The sequence below is a fragment of the Imperialibacter sp. genome (genome assembly GCF_048007035.1).
GTDB lineage: Bacteria > Bacteroidota > Bacteroidia > Cytophagales > Cyclobacteriaceae > Imperialibacter.
In genome coordinates, this window is record NZ_CP180355.1 from 4923579 (window position 1) to 4940180 (window position 16602).

Sequence of the window (16602 nt, forward strand, 5' to 3'; positions counted from 1 at the left end):
GTTGCTCGTTAAGATTGTCGATGAGTTTCTGAGGTGGAGCTCAAGGCTATCGATGTAGTTGAGAAGCTGTACATGTTTTTCTCTTTGCGAAGGGCTGTCACCCTTCGCAAGAATATACCGCCCCTTCAGGGCTCTGATGCATCCGTATCCAAGCCCTGAAAGGGCGGTATACCCACAGGATTGGGTGAAAGCCCAATCCTGATGATAATAGCTGTTAGCCGTTAGTTTTTTATATTTTTATTTTACGAAGGGCCGCCACCCTTTGCAAGAATATACCGCCCTTTCAGGGCTCTGATGCATCCGTATCCAAGCCCTGAAAGGGCGGTATACCCACAGGATTGGGCGAAACCTAATCCTGATGATAATAGCTGTTGGCCGTTAGTTTTTTATATTTTTATTTTACGAAGGGCCGCCACCCTTCGCAAGAATATACCGCCCTTTCAGGGCTCTGATGCATCCGTATCCAAGCCCTGAAAGGGCGGTATACCCACAGGATTGGGTGAAAGCCCGATCCTGAAAATGAAAGTTTTAAAAAAACGAAATTAGCTATGCCGCAATCTCTTGTAAAAAACTATGTTCATATCGTCTTTAGTACCAAGCACCGTGAACCACTGATATACCCTCCTTTTGAGGATGAATTACATAGGTACATGGGTGGGATTTGTAATGACCTTGAGTGTATACCGATCAAAATAGGGGGATATGTTGACCATGTTCATATTCTCTGTTTGCTATCAAAAAAGATAGCCTTGATGAAGTTGCTCGAGGAGGTGAAATCTCACTCTTCAAAATGGATGAAGACGAAGCACGAGTCTCTATCAAATTTTTATTGGCAGGATGGTTATGCGGCATTTTCAGTCAACCCAACACAAATAGGTAGGGTTATTGCCTACATTGCTGGCCAACATAAGCACCATAGTAAAAATGGGTTCATGAATGAATTCAGGAACCTGATGCTACAGAATCAAATGGAATTTGACGAAAGATATGTTTGGGATTAGGCTTGATGTTTTCTCTTTGCCTTGCGAAGAGCTGCCACCCTTCGCATGTGTATGCCGCCCATTCAGGGCTCTGAGGTGATCATATCCAAGCCCTGAGCCGGGCACCCCTGAAAGGGCGAAATACCTACAGGATTGGGCGAAACCCAATCCTGACTATTTAGCCGCCCTATTAATCGCCCTCAACAATGACTTCGGCCCCCTGGCATCGCCTTGAATCTGCCAGATCATGATGCCGGAGGCTTTTTCTTTGGCCAGATCCACCTTCTTTTTCATGGTGGGGATGCCATTGTAATAGAGAATCTTCCCATCAGGCATTGTCCATTCATCTTTGAGCTCTGAGCCTTTGAAGCTCTCGACAATCTTGCCGTAGCTCATGCTGATGGCTTTGGAAGTTAGCTCCGGGCCATAGCCGTAGCCATAAAACGGAACACCAAGTGTCATCTTGCTTTTCGGCACCTGGCGATCTTCTCCAAAATAGGTGAGGTCGTCTACCGCATGCTCATACAAGGCATGCGGGCCGGGCTTTTCTGGTCGCCATGGGCCCGTGCGGTCGTAGCTCATCACGTTAACAAATTCGAACTGCGCAATGGCTTTGTCGGTAAGCTGGTCTTTGTAATACACGGCAATGGCAGCTGTCATGAGTTTGTTTTGTGCCCTTAGCGCTATGCCCAACTCAGTCACGAACACTTCATAGTTCTCATCAATATTGGCGCTTTCGAGGTCTATGTCCAGTCCATCCAGCTCATATTTGATCACCTGCTCAACGAGAGACTCGATGAACATGCCTCGCTGACCCACCTCCAGCAATGCCTGGTACTGAGGCTGGTGACTGCCACCCCCAATGGAGAAAAGCACCTTTACACCGTGCTTGTGAGCTGCTTTGACAAACGAAGCCAAGCTCGATAGGTCATCGACAAAGTTTCCCTCAGTGCCAGGATTGAGAAACCATAGGTTCACATGCGTAAGCTGTTTGAATGGAACGCTCTTCACTTCTCCGGTTTGGGCGGCTTTTAGTGAGTAGTAGCCAACTATCCTGAATTCATCCTGAGCATTGACAAAGGTGCTTAGGAGCGAGAACTGTAGAAGCAAGACAAATGACGTTAACCGCATGGCAAGAGGAGGTTGTTTTTCCGAAAGTAGGATTTCCCTTCCAATGAACGTGCTTACAATATTTCAATGGTAAGGTGAGCAAAGGGAATGGTGAATTGTTAAAACGACAAATCACAGAGACGCAACGCATTCACCTACTTTTTCAATGACACTGATCCAGTAGGCCTTCATTTCTGCTCTCTGGTTTTCATCTGCCAGGTGATCCTGATGAAAAGAAAGCGTTGCCTTGTTTCCTACCGGAATAACCCTGATCTGCAGCATAGAAAAATGTTTCCAGTTAGGCTTCTTCCACTTCATCCTAAGATGGGAACCTTCCTGTAAGGTGGTGATAAGGCCTTCCATTCCTTCGTCGCTCCTGAAAGGTTCGTGATAGGGAAGCTCCGCTGCTACGCTTCCAAACCAAAGCTCAACGCCTTTTTTGGATAAAACAAATGCCCAGAGCTTATCCCTGTCAACCGCAAACGCCTTCCGAACGCCAATCTGAAAACCGGCATCTTTTGTTTGTCCAACTGGTTTGTGGTCTTTCATACTTCGGTAACCAAACTAACTGGCCAGCAAACTTTCAACTCTTGGAGACAATATATTTTTCCACTTTGACTGGGAGTGCTTGAACCGTTCATTTTCTTCCATGAAGTTTTCTATGGTAATGCTAAGTTCAGTTTCGTCGTCAAACTCGGATAGCTCATAGGTAATGTGAATGTAGTTTTGAGGCACATTGGCCAGCCCGGCGTTTGGATCAAAAGTAGAAAACTTAACCCTGACGTCTTTTTCGTATTCGAGGATGTCACCCGATCTGAAAGTTGCGCATGTTTCGAGGGAACGGGCCGCCTCTTCCGAGTTCCGTTCAGCGATTTCGCAGTTGTGAGCATACTGCTTAATCAGGGTAGGGCAGACGAGCGACTGCCAAACACTTGAAACAGTGTTCGGGATACGGTAGGTTCTTTTAATGGTAAGGCTGTGGTTCATTTCTTTGCTATTTATATTCAAAGAAATTCCTGCTACTGACAACCCTATGTCATCGAATTTGAAAAATTTTCAGGAAGATCTTTTATGTAGTCGTCCAGGTTGATGTGATCCTGCTTATTAAAGGGTTTTGCCGTGCATTCAAGCTTTTTTATCCGCACCACACGGAAGTCCCGGTAGTCGTTTCTTTTCCAGCACCAGGCAATCATGTGCCAGTCGAACATGTAGAACAAAAGACCGACTGGCTCCACCTCTCTGGTGCTGGTTTCAAGCCCTTTGTTTTCATACGTCATTTTAAGCACTTGTTTGCTGCTGATAGCCGTTTGAATGATAGTGAGATACTGCGCATCAAGCATGTCATGATGCCACTTAAGCACCCGGGTTTGCTCATGCAGGTGGTCCACTCCTTCCTTTTGGCTTCCCTTAAGTACAGCCTTTACTTTCTCGACAGCCGTTTTGCTGTGCCTGATAATGGACTTGTCGGTAAACTGGTCGGCCAGTGAAGCCATGAGTATCAGGGCGTTTGCTTCTTCATTGGTGAAGGAAACGGGAGGGAGGAAATAGCCATCGGTAATAAAGTACCCCTTGTTGGGTTCGAAACCCAGGGGCAGGCCCATGTCAGAAATTGCCCGAAGGTCACGAAACACTGTTCGCTCACTTTTGTCGAATTTCCCGGCCAGCTGCTGAAGGGATGTGTATTTTCTGGATTGGATATAAGTAACTACCCCAAAAAGCCGGTCTATTCTGTTCATAGCTATGAAAAGTGAACGACAATTTAGGGATTTATCTTACCGCTGCAATGCAAAAATCACCTGTAAATAGGAGGGGAGAGAATTATTCCTTCAGCCCTTTATAAGCATTAATCAGCCCGTTGGTAGATGAGTCGTGGCTGGTGACCGCACTACCGTTGAGTAGCTCAGGAAGTATTTGATTGGCTAGCTGCTTGCCAAGCTCCACACCCCACTGATCGAAGCTGTACACGTTCCAGATAATGCCTTGCACAAAGATTTTGTGTTCGTAAAGCGCTATTAGAGATCCAAGTGCTCTCGGGGTTAGCTTCTTCATCAGGAAGCTGTTGGTAGGTCGGTTGCCTCTGAAAATCTTGTATGGTGTTAGCGCTTCAATATCTTCATCCGATTTGCCGGCCTTTTTCAATTCAGCAATGACCTCTTCTCTGGTCTTGCCAATCATTAATGCCTCTGTTTGAGCAAAGAAGTTGGAGAGGAGCTTTTCCTGGTGGTCTCCCAAAGGGTTTTGGCTGTTGGCCGAAGCAATGAAGTCGCAAGGAATCAGCTTCGTGCCCTGGTGGTAAAGCTGATAGAAAGCATGCTGGCCGTTGGTGCCTGGCTCTCCCCATACAATGGTGCCAGTTTCGTAATTCACATCTTTTTCATCACGCCCTACCGACTTGCCGTTGCTTTCCATTTCACCTTGCTGCAGAAATTGCGCAAAGCGGTGCATATACTGGTCGTAGCATAGAATGGCCTGGCTTTCTGCCTCAAAGAAGTTGTTGTACCACACACCGACTAAGGCTAGTATCGTTGGAAGATTTTCTCCGTGCGGTGCATTGAGGAAGTGGTTGTCCATGGCATGCGCCCCGTCGTGCAGCTCCATAAAGTTGTCGAATCCTATGGCACAGGCAATGGACATACCAATGGCTGACCAAAGCGAATAACGGCCACCTACCCAGTCCCAGAACTTGAACATGTTCTCTTCTGCAATACCAAACTGCACCACCTTCTCTGTGTTGGTAGAAAGGGCGATAAAGTGATTGCGTACATATTTTTCGTCCTTACAAGCCGCCAACAACCAGTCTCTCGCCGACTCGGCATTGGTCATGGTCTCCTGCGTGGTAAAGGTTTTGGAAGCGATAATAAACAAGGTAGTTTCCGGATCTACCTTTTTGAGCGTCTGTAGCAAATGAGTGCCATCTACATTTGATACATAGTGACTTTCAATACCTTCTACCTGATAAGGCTTGAGCGATTCGGTAACCATGTACGGCCCCAGGTCAGAGCCTCCAATGCCGATATTTACTACGTGTTTAATGGACTTGCCAGAAAATCCTTTCAATTCACCCGCATGCAGTTTTTCCGTGAAAGCCTTCATCTTTGCCAGCTCTGTGTTCACGTCTTCCATCACATTGTGCCCATCAACAATAATGGGTGTGTTACTACGGTTTCGCAGGGCTACGTGAAGTACTGAGCGACTTTCGGTTACGTTGATGCACTCGCCTGAATACATCTGCTTCTTGGCATCCTGCAGTTTTACCTGGTCTGCAAGTTCCAGCAGCAGGTTAAGCGTTTCTTCGGTGATGATGTTCTTGGAGAAATCAAAAAGAAGGTCTTCGAACTTTAGATGGAATTTATCGAAACGGGAAGAATCCTTTTTGAAAAGATCCTTCATCTGTACTGTTTCCATCTGACCAAAATGAGCCTGAAGTTTCTTCCAGGCTTCTGTGGTGGTGGGGTTTATCTTAGGGAGCATCTTTTATCAATAGTCAAAAAAACAGAGGCAAACATTGCGATAATTCCAGTGATTTTCAACTGCCGCCGCAATCGTATAGAGGGCAAAGTGCCTTTATGTGTCATCGAAAACGTTTGAAATGACTTAAAAAAAAACTGAAAAAAGATTGAGTGTATCGGGGCAGATTGCCCGCCGCACAGTTATATGCAAATTTTCAGCTACACCACCTGGGCCAGGGCTTTGTTGAAAGCCTCCATTTCGTCCTTGCGCCCTATGCTCACCCGGCACCAGTCCTGATTTTTAAAATTCCAGGATCTTACCAGCACGCCTTTTTCTTTCATGCGACTGAGAAAAGTGCTGCCATTCATGTCGATGGGGAACATAGCAAAGTTAGTGAAAGAAGGGATGAGGCTGGCACCAACGGCCTTCAGACCTTTGTATAACAGCTGTTTGGATTCTTCTGTTTGCTGGACGCTCATGCTTAGGAATGCCTTGTCGTCCACCGAAGCTGTCGCTGCCAGAACGGCTGGTCTGGATAGGTCAAACCCTCCAGTGGAGAATGGTTTCATTTTGGCCAGCAGGTCTGGTTTGGCTACACAATAGCCCACCCGTAAACCAGCGAAACCATGCACTTTGGAAAAGGTTTTGCAAACAATGACATTCTTGCCTTGCTGCACGCAGGAAATCGTGCTCGCTTTCAATCCTTCAGGATGATAGTCGATATAAGCCTCGTCCACAAAAACAGGGGCCCTGTCACTTACGGAATTACAAAAATCCCTCATCTCCTTACCCGATACCTGGGTGCCCGTCGGGTTCATGGGATTGACAGAATAAACCAGAGAAGTTTTGCTGCTAACCGCATCGGCCATTTTGCCCAACTGCTGTTTCAATCCACTGTCCACGTCAACCTTCACCAGCTTGCCACCTACACCTTCAGCGTATTTTGGCAGGCTGTCGAAAGTAGGATGGGAAATGACAATCTCACCACCCTTCATGCCGAAAGCAACACCAGCGGCCATGAGCAGTTGAGTTGAGCCAGCGCCAAGCAAAATATGATCTTCCGAAACACCCTCGTACGCTGCGATTTTTCTTTGCAGTTCTGCTCTTTCGTCGAAAGGATACATGTAGCTGTCCTTCAGAGAATTGGTAATAGCAGCAATGGCCTTTTCCGATGGCCCAAATGGGTTTTCGTTAGCAAAAAGCCTAGCCTTTACGCCCTCCTGTCCTTCGAAATAGTAGAAGGCCCTTTCTTCATCTGTCATGGAAAGGAACTCGGCGTTGTAAGAAGGGGATTTAGCAAAAAGGGAAGGTAGATTGACAAAAGCGGCAGAAGCGGCCAGTGTGCCAGCTTTCAAAGCCTGGCGACGGGTGAGGGAAGTTTTCATAGGTAGTGTTGTTTGATACAATTTAAACAAATGTTTTGAACATGTCACGACGGATTTTACCTATCAGAGCAAAAGGCACAAACAAAAATGGATGTCTCAAAAAATGGAAGGCGACGTCATTTCGAGTGACGAAGGAGCGAGAAATCCCCCAGACCTGGCAGTAAGTCAGGGGGGTTCTCCCTCACGGTCGAAATGACGTCTTTTTTGGCAACCTTTTTTGTTTTACTCTTTCCCTATCGGCGGAGGGCCTTCGATCATCGGGGTATACACGTGATCGCCTTTTCTTTCTTTGAATTCTTTTTTCATGGCTTCTACTTTCTTGGGGTCTTCGAACAGGTCAATGGCGGACATGGAGAGTGCTTTGGCTGCGTGTATCATACCCTTGTGGCCAATCGACATTCCCCCGCAGGCTACTACAGCCCATGAGTGCCACGGAGTGCCGTCAGGGGCCGTGGCTACACTAAGGCGGGCAACTGGCACCACCCAGCTTACGTCACCTACATCGGTAGAGCCGCCACCTGGATGCTCCAGCGTTTCCTCCATGGGCTCAATTTTACTGTTGAGACCAATTTGTGGTTTTCCCGTCGCTTCCTGAATTTTTTTGGCATAGTCTGTTTCGTCGGCTGTGTAAGTTATAGGGCCTAGCAGTTCCAGATTCTTTTGGATAATAGCGCCTCCGCTGCGGTTGACCAGAACCTCGTAGATACCCGACACAAGGTTAATTTTGTAGTCGACATTCGCCAAAATAGCGGCACCCTCAGCCATGGCCCTTACCCGCTGGTATACCTCGTTCATCCCTTCTCTTTTGTCGTCACGTACCCTCACCCAAATGCGGGAGTAGTCGGGCACTACGTTTACCACCTGGCCACCATCCTGAATGTGGTAATGGATGCGCACTGTAGGCTTGATGTGCTCCCGGTAGGCGTTGATGCCGTGGGCATATAGCTCCAGGGCGTCGGAGGCGCTGCGGCCGTTCCACGGATCGCCGGAAGCGTGAGCAGCCTGACCAAAGAATTCAACGGTAAAGTCGACCAGAGCCAGGCCGCTCTGCACGGCGGTTTTGGTTTCAGCACCCGGGTGCCAGTCGAGGCAGGCGTCGAGGTCATCGAAAAGCCCCGCCTTGGCCATCCATATTTTGCCGAAGAATTTCTCTTCAGCGGGTGTGCCGAAAAATTTGATGGTGCCTTTCAGCTTACCTTGTGCCATCAGGTCTTTCACTGCTATGGCAGCGCCCAGGCTCGCTGTCCCAAACAGGTTATGTCCGCAGCCATGGCCAGGCTTGCCGTCATGCAAAGGGCTTTTATAGGGCACAGTGTTCTGCGAAAGCCCTGGTAGCGCATCGAACTCACCAAGGATGCCAATAACGGGGCTTCCGCTACCATAAGTAGCAATAAATGCGGTTGGGATGCCAGCTACACCACGCTCAACTGTGAAGCCGTTGGCTTCGGCATAGTCGGCAAGTAGGTCAGCTGAAACGGTTTCCTGAAAGGCGATTTCTTCTGCCGCCCATATTTTGTCGCTGATAGTAGTCAGTTCGGAGGTGCGGCCGTCGAGATCTTTGATGGCGGCGGCTTTACTTGCATTGATTTTTTGAGCCTGGGCATTTAGCACTGCAGCACAGGCGAAAAGTAATAGTAATCTTTTGGTCATACTTGAGAAGTTTGGAAGTTTGAAATGGAAAACGAAGGATAATAAGGATGTAGTAAGGTCAATTAAAGAAAAAAAGCGGAACGTTGGAAGGGCGGTGCTGTGAACGGCCAGGAATAGTAATGCAAGGGTAGGGCTATGTCGGCAGTAGCGACAATCAATGGATGTCAAAGCTTGGAACCTCCATAAACAAAAATCCCCGAAAGTGGCCAGGTGTTGGCTACTTTCGGGAAGCTGAATTGTCGTTGTATTAGTGAGTTGCCTTAGCTGTTCTTGCCGACCAGCTTAGCGTCTTCTATTTTGGAGGCCCCATTCTTTGCCAACGCCATGGCATCTTTCCCAACTGATTCTATTTTGGAAGAGACATTATCAATGAGTTTGTTGAACCTGGTTTCAACTTCGTCGAAATACTTATCCCCTTTTTTAGTGATTTTCTTTCGAGTGGCTGCTCCTTTTCCCGGGGCAAATAAAACACCCAAAACGGCTCCGACCGATGCACTAATCAATACAGCTGCTAATACTTTTCCAGAGTTCATAATTTTACGGTTTTTGTTAAAAATAATTTATTAAAATGGTCAGGCTGTATTATACTTAACGGGTAAAATGGCCTTTTTGTTATTATTTAGGCCGATTTGGTGAGTGAGGAAGAACCATAATTGGCAGGGACAAAGACTCAATCACCGTCCAGAGAGTCGAGGGGACTCTTTATCGCCGTTTGCCAGCATTTCTCAGCAATCACTATGGTGGAAATGAAAAGGATAAATAAAACTGGGAAAAGTATCAGCGTGGGGTCGAGCCCGATCCTGAAAGGGTAATCGTCCAACCACTCTTTGGCACTGAACCATACGATGGGGTTGGAGATGAGGTAGGCGATGAGAATAAGTTTCAGAAAATCATAGAGCAGAAGCAGCATAATGTTGTGGGTGGGGGCACCGAGGATCTTCCTGATGCCAATTTCCTTTGTTCGTTTCTGTGTCACATAAGAGGCAAGCCCAAACATGCCCATATTAGCGATGACTATAGCGATAATGGCGAAAAAGAAGAACAATTTCAGCATGCCTTCCTCCAGCGCCAATCGGTTTTCGAAGCCCCTGCTAAGGAAGAAGAAATTGGGGAAATATGTCCCGATTTGAAATTTGATTTCCTGCAAGAAGGTTGATATGTTCTCACTTTGATTGGGCTGGTAGAATAAAACAAAATCCATGTACGTTCTGTGCCGGAAGCCTGTAACGTAAATAGAGGGTGGAGCATTAACCTGTTGGTTTTTGACTACGCCTACTATCATATGGTAGCCACCCCGGGAGTCAATGGTTTGATGCACTGCCATTTCCAGGTCGCCGAAACCTAATGCTTTGGCGGCCGATTCATTCACAACCAAAGAGTTGAAGTCGTCACCCATACTTCTAAAGTTGCGCCCCGCCTGGAAAACTGATGAAGAGTCTTTCCAGTACTGCTGATCGATCACATACAAATTATAGGTAGTGTCTGTTAGTCCGGGAAAGAGTTTTACATAGATACCGTCTTCCTGTTTTTCTACGGGAGCCAGGCCAGAAATAGCCTGCATTGTTTTGATTTTCCCCTGATAGAGGTTCGAAATGCTAATGCCCCTGATACCCTCACCCTTGTTGTGAAGTATAAAACGATCGACCTGATTGGTGAATTCCTTATTGGCGCCTGGCAGGCCGGGGAATACGCCGCTCATTTTGATCTCACGTGAGGTGCCGCCGCTTCTTTCCATGTAGTCCAGCTGCAGATAAACGATGTAAACAGCCGAAAGGAAGATGATGGAAGACGTCAATTGGAAGATCAGCAGGGAGCGGATAATGCTGCTTCCCTTGCCAAGGTTGCCTGAATTGAGTACGCTTATTTTGCCTCTGAGAGAATCGATGGGGTTGAGTGATGACAGGTGAAAAGCCGGATAGGCGCTTGATAACAGGGTGCTCACCAGAATAAGCACAACAAGAAAGGGAATAAACACTGCCATGTTGGAATACCCCACTACCGGGTAGCTGATTTTGGTGTACATCATGATCAGCTTGGTACCAAATAGAAAGAAAAAGATACTGAGCAAGCCTGCCAGGGTGTTAGTGAGCAATGCCTCACCTACAAAGGTGAGTGTAAGCTGGGTGGGAGTTATCCCAAGAAGCTTTCTTACGCCGATTTCTTTGGCTCTTTCTATGCTATTGATGATGGCGTTGTTAACGTAGTTGGTGCAGGCAAGCACAACAATGATGATACCAATCACTGCCAGAAAGATGAGCAAAGTAGGACTGATGCCGTTTTCGGGCTCATCGGAGATGTCCGTCGTCAGGTGAATGTCTTCAATGGGGCGGAGAGAAATTCCTTTTTCGTAAGTGTCCATTTCTGCGGAAGACACCGGGGAAGTGGCCGCCTTTTCAACAGCCGAAACATCAAAATCAGGGGACACAAGAACGTAGGTATAAACGACCTCCGATTGCTGCATACCCGGGTTGTTCATACCGGCAGCTGGTGAGTTGAGAGAGGCCAGCAGGTCAAACTTAAGATGGGTTTTTTCGGCTCTGTCGTCGAATACACCACCTATAACATACGTTTGTTCGAAAAACCCCGCCGCAGCAGAAACAAACTCCTGGCCGACAATGGAACTGTTGTTTTCCATTTGTTGGGGAAAGATTCTTTTTGCCAGTGTGGCCGAGAGCAGCAAGGTGTTAGGGGCTGCGAGCGCTGAATCCCGATTTCCCTGGAGCAGCGTCAGTGAAAGTACATCCAGTATGGAGCGGTCGGCGTAGTAGGCCTTTTCAACAAATACACTGAGGGCAAGGGAATCATGTTTCTGGTATTTGAAGAAAGCGCTCCCGTACTCAGAGAAAGGTAGCAAGCGGGCATAGTCACCTACTCCTTCGTGAATCTCAGAAAGGTGAGGGCCGACTACCGGCGCAGTGAAGGCATCTCTGACCGTAATTTCACCTCTTGTGGAGGTAGTTGTTTCAACTCGAAAGACGCTTTGGCCTTGGGGAAGCCGGTCATAGAAGAGGTGGGACTGGATATAATTAAACAGAAAAATACAGGCCGCCATGCCCAGTGTAAGCCCCAGAATGTTCAGGTAAGCCGCACCTTTATTGCGCAAAATGTTCCTTACAGAAATAAGGAGAAAGTTCTTAATCATTATGGCAAATAGTAGGTAAAGAGCCTTTTATGACAAATGGCGTGCCATGCAAAAGAATGTATGAATAAGCCACATGAGAGCAAACTGATCGGGTTGAGAGATGCGGTTTTTGTTCAAATATGTACAAAAAATGTACGGTGGTGCGCTCAGTGATTGGCCAGTTACTTGAGTAAATCGATACTCCTCTGGATCGTTTCCTTGTCTGTTGATGTTTTAGCCAATGCAAGTGCCTGCTCAAGGCGAGCCTTCGATTTTGTATTATCAATGCCTTTGTAAAGTTCGCCAAGCAGCATGAAGTAGAAGTGATTGTCGGCTAATTTTAACTTCTCAGCCTCAATGATCGCCGCTTCCTTCCCACTGACTTTGGCCAGGGCATAGGTTCTATTCAGTGCAGCTATCGGCGAGTATTCAAGTTGTAATAACTGGTTGTACAATTGAAGGATGTTTTCCCACTTCTCTTTGGAATCTTCTTTGATGGTATGCCAGTAAGCAATGCTTGCTTCAAAATGGTATTTGGAAATCCGGGTTCCCTGAGAGGCCTCTTTCAGGTAGAAAGCACCGCTGGAGATTAGCTCCTGATTCCATAGGGACTCATCCTGGTCCTGGTAAAGAACAAGCTCTCCGTTTGCACCTTTCCTCGCCTGAAACCTACTGGCATGAAAGCACATCAGGGCCATTAACGCATTGACTGGAGGCGTATTGGTATGTTCATTGTCAAGAAGCTGTTTTGTAAGCCGCATGGCTTCCTGACAAAGCTCTTCACGCAGAACGCCGTCCTGGCTTTCTGAGTAGTAGCCTTCGCTGAAAAGTAAATAGAGGGTTTGCAGCACAGTGTCTATCCGCTTGCTGATGTCTGACCGTGCGGGAAATTCGATTGGTACCTTATCTGCCCTCAGCTTTTCCCTTGCTCTGAACAGGCGCTTGTTAATAGTTTCCTTGTTGGTTAGAAAAGCGTTGGCGATTTCATCGATGCCAAATCCGCAAAGGATCCGAAGCGCCAGGCCGATTTGCGACTCAACGGGGATGGCCGGATGGCAGATGGCGAACAGCATTTGGAGCTGGCTGTCTGCAATGTTTTGGTCTGATAAGTCTATACTAAACTCTGTTGCCTCTTCTGAAGGCGTGATATTCGGTTTCACCTTGTCTGCGAAAATATGCTGACGGGTGAGGTGGTTTTTCGCTTTGTTTTTGGCCACTGCATACAACCAGGCGGTAGGGTTTTCGGGGATCTTGCTGTAGGTCCAGGTTTCAATGGCCAGCATGAACGTTTCGCTGGCAATATCCTCAGCCACTTCGATATGGTCGGCTCCAAAGCACCTGCAAAGCACAGCGGTAATTTTGCTGAACTCAGTGCGGAACAGGTGAGGAATGAGCTCCTGGTGGGTCATTGATCAATAAGTGGGGTATAGAGCATGGTGTATCTACTATGTGGTGCCACCAGCTAAGGCTGTGGGCACCACAGTCGTGCCCACAGCCTTAGCTGGTGGCACGACGAACTACTTGAAGGCTAATGAACCCCGTCGTTTTTGGCAATTCGCCTCACTTCCATTGTATTGCCCTCACCCTGCAGCACAGGGCAACCTTTAGCAAATTCCACAGCTTCTTCTACCGACTCCGCTCTTACGGTAATAAAACCACCGATGGTCTCCTTGATGTCGCCGAAGGGCCCATTGGTTACCACCTTTTTTGAGTTCACCACCCTGGCATTGTCGAATGGAAGACCTGTGCCGCTAACGAATTTGTTTTGTGCTGCAATGCCACCGATCCAGTCCATAGTTTGCTTCATCCATTCCTGCATTTGCTCGGCTGAAGCTACTTTGGCTCCATCTTCATGCCTCATGATCAATACATACTCATCCATGATGTTAAATTTAATGTTTCGGAATAATTGATTTACACCCTCATGTCAAATGAGTATCGATCAATTGGACACGTAGTAGAAATTATTTTCGGGAAGTTAGGAAAGACTTTCAGTTTTCAGGAAATCGCCATCTACAATCAGTAGCTTCACGCCCTTTTCTGACACAGACCGATGAGAGCTTAGCTCGTCAGATACCACATAGCTCATGTTTTTCCCCAATTTAAAGGTGCTTCCGTCTTCCATCTCGGTAATAAACTCCCCCTCAATGCAATAGACAATATGCCCTTTCTGACACCAGTGGTCTGCCAGGTAGCCAGCGCCGTATTCTACGATGCGTACTCTCAATCCTGGAAATTGGAGTGTTTGCCAAAAGGAGGTGCCGGTTTCACCAGGATACTCGGTTTTTGGAATGGAATCCCAGTCGATGGATTGGAAAGGTATGTTCATTGTATGCTCAGGGTTTGAAAGACAGCCCGGCTGACGCAAGGGCCTTGTGCAACTTCGGCAAGGTAGATGGCCCCATACCATGAAGTTGCATTATCTCTGCTTCCGTGTGCATGGCGAGCTCCCGCACCGTAGTGATGCCCTTGCCTTGCAGTGCACGCCTGGCTGGTGCCACCAGTGTGCTCAGGAAGTCATCATTAGGCTTTTCTTCGTTGGCGCAAATAGGGCACACCGGACAGTCGCTGCTTTTGTAGTATTGGTGCCCTTTTTTACAGGTTCGCAGGTTCTTTTTGCTGGTTACCATGGGGTTTAAAAGTGAGAAACAATCATAACCGTGTCTACAGATAATTTCGCAGTCTAGGCCTTCAATCTTTTGAAGATTGCTATGAATTCTCTCGTTCTGCCTCCATCAAATAGAATCCAACTCTCCATTACAGGCTCGAACTTCACCAAATCCCAGCCTTCAGCTCCCCACTCATCAAAGTTGCGGCTCAATTCCGACTGAAAGTCCTTCTTTTTCAAATGGGCAACGCTAATGGTTACGATCTTATATTCAAATTTCTGCATATCATCCTATCGACACCCTTCCACCATCTTTTGCGGATCGGTAAATAGCCTCCACTACCCGAATATCTTTCAAACCTTCTTCTCCGGGCACCATCACTGCCTGTTTCTTCATGATAGCCATGGCATCGTCGTCCATTTGTTTGGCCTGCTCGTTGTTGATTGGCTTGTTGAGCTTGATGCCGTCGCTGGTTACTCCATCAATGCCGCTGTAGGCGGAGAATGGCTCCATCTTGTACCAGCCATTACTGCAATCGACCTGCATGGCATTCATGCCCCTGCCAAAGCTGGCCTCGCAGGCTGCTGTGGCTCCGCCTGGGAATTCAAGGTCGAATACAATGGTTTCTTCCACTTCATGGTAAATCTCAGGCCTGGTTGTTGAAGCTTTCGCTGTGACAGCTATTGGCTCCAGTCCGGTAGCATATCGGGCAGCGTTGAGAGGATAAACACCCATGTCGTACATGACGCCACCTCCCATTGCTTTGATCTGTTTCCAGTGGTCGGTGCGACCTTCCCTGTAGCCGGCAGCAACGGTCACCTTTTGCACTTTGCCGTAGGTTTGGTCTTTTTGGAACCTCATGATTTGAATTGTATTGGGCTCGTGTTGCATGCGGTAACCAATACTAAGTTTCACTTTGTTTTTGTTGGCGGCATCAATCATGCTCTGGCATTCGGCCTCGCTCATCGCCATGGGTTTTTCACACCACACATGCTTGCCAGCATTGGCTGCTCTTATGCTATACTCGGCATGCATCGAAGGCGGGAGGACAACGTAAATCACGTCTATATCAGGATTGTTGGCCAGCTGATCATAGTTGTCGTAGTTGTAAACGTTTTTGTCCTTGATATTGTACTTCTGCTGCCATTCGGGGATTTTGGATGGCGTGCCGGTGACAATGCCAGCCAGGTAGCAGTTTTGCGTTAGCTGAAGGGCCGGAGCGAGCAAGTCACGGCTGTAGTAGCCAAGCCCAACAAGGGCTACGCCCAGTTTATCTTTTTGGCGGGGAACGATGATGTTGGCAAAGGCATGAGAGCTCAAAGCCAGGCCTGACAGGCCGACCAGCGATTGGCCAATAAATTTTCTTCTGTTACTCATAGGGCATTCTTTTTGAAATAGTCTTTCATTTTTATTCTTGTGGCCTGATCAGGTAGTTCACCATAGCAGGCAGCCATATTCTCTTTTACATGTGCCACCTGTGTAGTGGCGGGAATGGTACAAGTAACGGCTGGGTTTGATATGATGTACTTTAAAAAATATGCCGCCCAACTGTTAATACCATATTCCTTTGCCCAGGCAGGCAAAGAAACCCCCTGAATATAGTTAAAAAGCCCACCAGTTTCAAAAGGTTGGTTGATAATGACGGCAACGCCACGGTCAGCGGCAAGCGGAAGCAGGTAGTCTTCGGCCGCTGCGTTGCGAACAGAAAGGTTGATTTGAATGAAATCCAGCTTTTCCTTTTTGATAATTTCAGCCAATTGTTTGTGGGCATGGTCGAGGTAATGAGTAACGCCGACATATTTGAGTTTGCCTTCTTCTTTCAAAGACTGGAGCGTTTCCAGGTGAGTGTCCAGGTCTACAAGGTTGTGCACCTGAAGCACAGAGGGCCATTTCCGGAAGTAGCCCAACGAGTTTTCGATCTGTCCTTTGCCAGCAGCTTTCCCCTGTGTCCAAACTTTGGTAGCTACCCAAAGCTTATCCGTAACTTCCAGCTCTGCCGCAAGCTCTCCAATCACCTGTTCTGACCGGCCGTACATAGGAGAGCTGTCAATCACCCTGCCTCCCTGCTTAATGAATTCCATCAGCACGTTTCTCATTGGGGCCCTTTCATGTTCTGATTCGCCTACATTGAAGGTCAGCCAGGAGCCCATTCCTATGGCAGGTATTTGTTCTCCGGTTGATGGAATTGTTTTCATTAACATCTGGTTGCCTGAGGCGGAAACGAGGCCAGGGGTGAGATAGAGACCCGCCGCTGTAAGCAGGCTTTTCTTCAAAAATGATTCTCTTGTCATTAGTTT

At 47.5% G+C, this 16602-nt stretch carries 17 protein-coding genes; 1 reads left to right on the top strand and 16 read right to left on the bottom strand.

Translation table 11 applies throughout. The features are described from left to right. Positions 1-548 precede the first annotated feature (548 nt). Positions 549-1001 carry an IS200/IS605 family transposase gene (gene tnpA / locus ACMVP2_RS21370; RefSeq protein ID WP_339793508.1) on the top strand — a complete coding sequence of 151 codons (453 nt, stop codon included), beginning with the start codon at positions 549-551 and terminating at the stop codon, positions 999-1001. A gap of 153 nt (positions 1002-1154) precedes the next feature. On the opposite strand, the gene ACMVP2_RS21375 is transcribed toward tnpA, so the two are convergent. From ACMVP2_RS21375 to ACMVP2_RS21450, 16 genes are all read right to left on the bottom strand, one after another. Then, positions 1155-2111 carry a glycosyl hydrolase family 18 protein gene (locus ACMVP2_RS21375; RefSeq protein WP_339793506.1) on the bottom strand — a complete coding sequence of 319 codons (957 nt, stop codon included), beginning with the start codon at positions 2109-2111 and terminating at the stop codon, positions 1155-1157. Between the two features lie 111 nt (positions 2112-2222). After that, on the bottom strand, positions 2223-2639 hold the full coding sequence (locus ACMVP2_RS21380; protein WP_416865036.1) for an SRPBCC domain-containing protein: 417 nt from the start codon (positions 2637-2639) through the stop codon (positions 2223-2225). 15 nt (positions 2640-2654) lie between these two features. Then, positions 2655-3077, bottom strand: coding sequence for an SRPBCC domain-containing protein (locus ACMVP2_RS21385; RefSeq protein ID WP_339793502.1), 423 nt, complete (start codon positions 3075-3077; stop codon positions 2655-2657). 44 nt (positions 3078-3121) lie between these two features. Further along, positions 3122-3826 carry a YafY family protein gene (locus ACMVP2_RS21390; RefSeq protein ID WP_339793500.1) on the bottom strand — a complete coding sequence of 235 codons (705 nt, stop codon included), beginning with the start codon at positions 3824-3826 and terminating at the stop codon, positions 3122-3124. A gap of 82 nt (positions 3827-3908) precedes the next feature. Beyond that, complete coding sequence (pgi, locus tag ACMVP2_RS21395) at positions 3909-5561, bottom strand: glucose-6-phosphate isomerase (RefSeq protein ID WP_339793498.1); 1653 nt, start codon at positions 5559-5561, stop codon at positions 3909-3911. Positions 5562-5758: 197 nt separating this feature from the next. Continuing rightward, positions 5759-6925 (bottom strand): pyridoxal phosphate-dependent aminotransferase, encoded by a 1167-nt coding sequence (locus ACMVP2_RS21400; RefSeq protein WP_416865037.1) that lies wholly within the window; start codon positions 6923-6925, stop codon positions 5759-5761. 222 nt (positions 6926-7147) lie between these two features. Next, a complete protein-coding gene (locus tag ACMVP2_RS21405; RefSeq protein WP_339793494.1) occupies positions 7148-8575 on the bottom strand; it encodes an amidohydrolase in 1428 nt (475 codons plus the stop codon). A gap of 260 nt (positions 8576-8835) precedes the next feature. Then, complete coding sequence (locus ACMVP2_RS21410; protein ID WP_339793492.1) at positions 8836-9108, bottom strand: YtxH domain-containing protein; 273 nt, start codon at positions 9106-9108, stop codon at positions 8836-8838. Between the two features lie 137 nt (positions 9109-9245). Then, positions 9246-11717, bottom strand: coding sequence for an FtsX-like permease family protein (locus ACMVP2_RS21415; protein ID WP_416865038.1), 2472 nt, complete (start codon positions 11715-11717; stop codon positions 9246-9248). A gap of 161 nt (positions 11718-11878) precedes the next feature. Continuing rightward, positions 11879-13105 (bottom strand): RNA polymerase sigma factor, encoded by a 1227-nt coding sequence (locus tag ACMVP2_RS21420; RefSeq protein ID WP_416865039.1) that lies wholly within the window; start codon positions 13103-13105, stop codon positions 11879-11881. Positions 13106-13224: 119 nt separating this feature from the next. Beyond that, complete coding sequence (locus tag ACMVP2_RS21425; protein ID WP_317490911.1) at positions 13225-13578, bottom strand: YciI family protein; 354 nt, start codon at positions 13576-13578, stop codon at positions 13225-13227. A 96-nt stretch (positions 13579-13674) separates the two neighbouring features. Then, entirely contained in the window at positions 13675-14025 is a 351-nt protein-coding gene (locus ACMVP2_RS21430) for a DHCW motif cupin fold protein (protein ID WP_416865040.1), read from the bottom strand. A gap of 7 nt (positions 14026-14032) precedes the next feature. Then, positions 14033-14326 carry an RNA polymerase alpha subunit C-terminal domain-containing protein gene (locus tag ACMVP2_RS21435; RefSeq protein ID WP_416865041.1) on the bottom strand — a complete coding sequence of 98 codons (294 nt, stop codon included), beginning with the start codon at positions 14324-14326 and terminating at the stop codon, positions 14033-14035. A 53-nt stretch (positions 14327-14379) separates the two neighbouring features. Further along, positions 14380-14589 carry a DUF4177 domain-containing protein gene (locus ACMVP2_RS21440; RefSeq protein ID WP_339792401.1) on the bottom strand — a complete coding sequence of 70 codons (210 nt, stop codon included), beginning with the start codon at positions 14587-14589 and terminating at the stop codon, positions 14380-14382. Between the two features lies 1 nt (position 14590). Beyond that, positions 14591-15682, bottom strand: a complete 1092-nt coding sequence (locus ACMVP2_RS21445; protein ID WP_416865042.1) for a Gfo/Idh/MocA family protein — start codon at positions 15680-15682, stop codon at positions 14591-14593. Then, positions 15679-16596 (bottom strand): aldo/keto reductase, encoded by a 918-nt coding sequence (locus ACMVP2_RS21450; RefSeq protein WP_416865043.1) that lies wholly within the window; start codon positions 16594-16596, stop codon positions 15679-15681. Before ACMVP2_RS21450 ends, ACMVP2_RS21445 begins: the two co-directional genes overlap by 4 nt. Positions 16597-16602 lie beyond the last annotated feature (6 nt).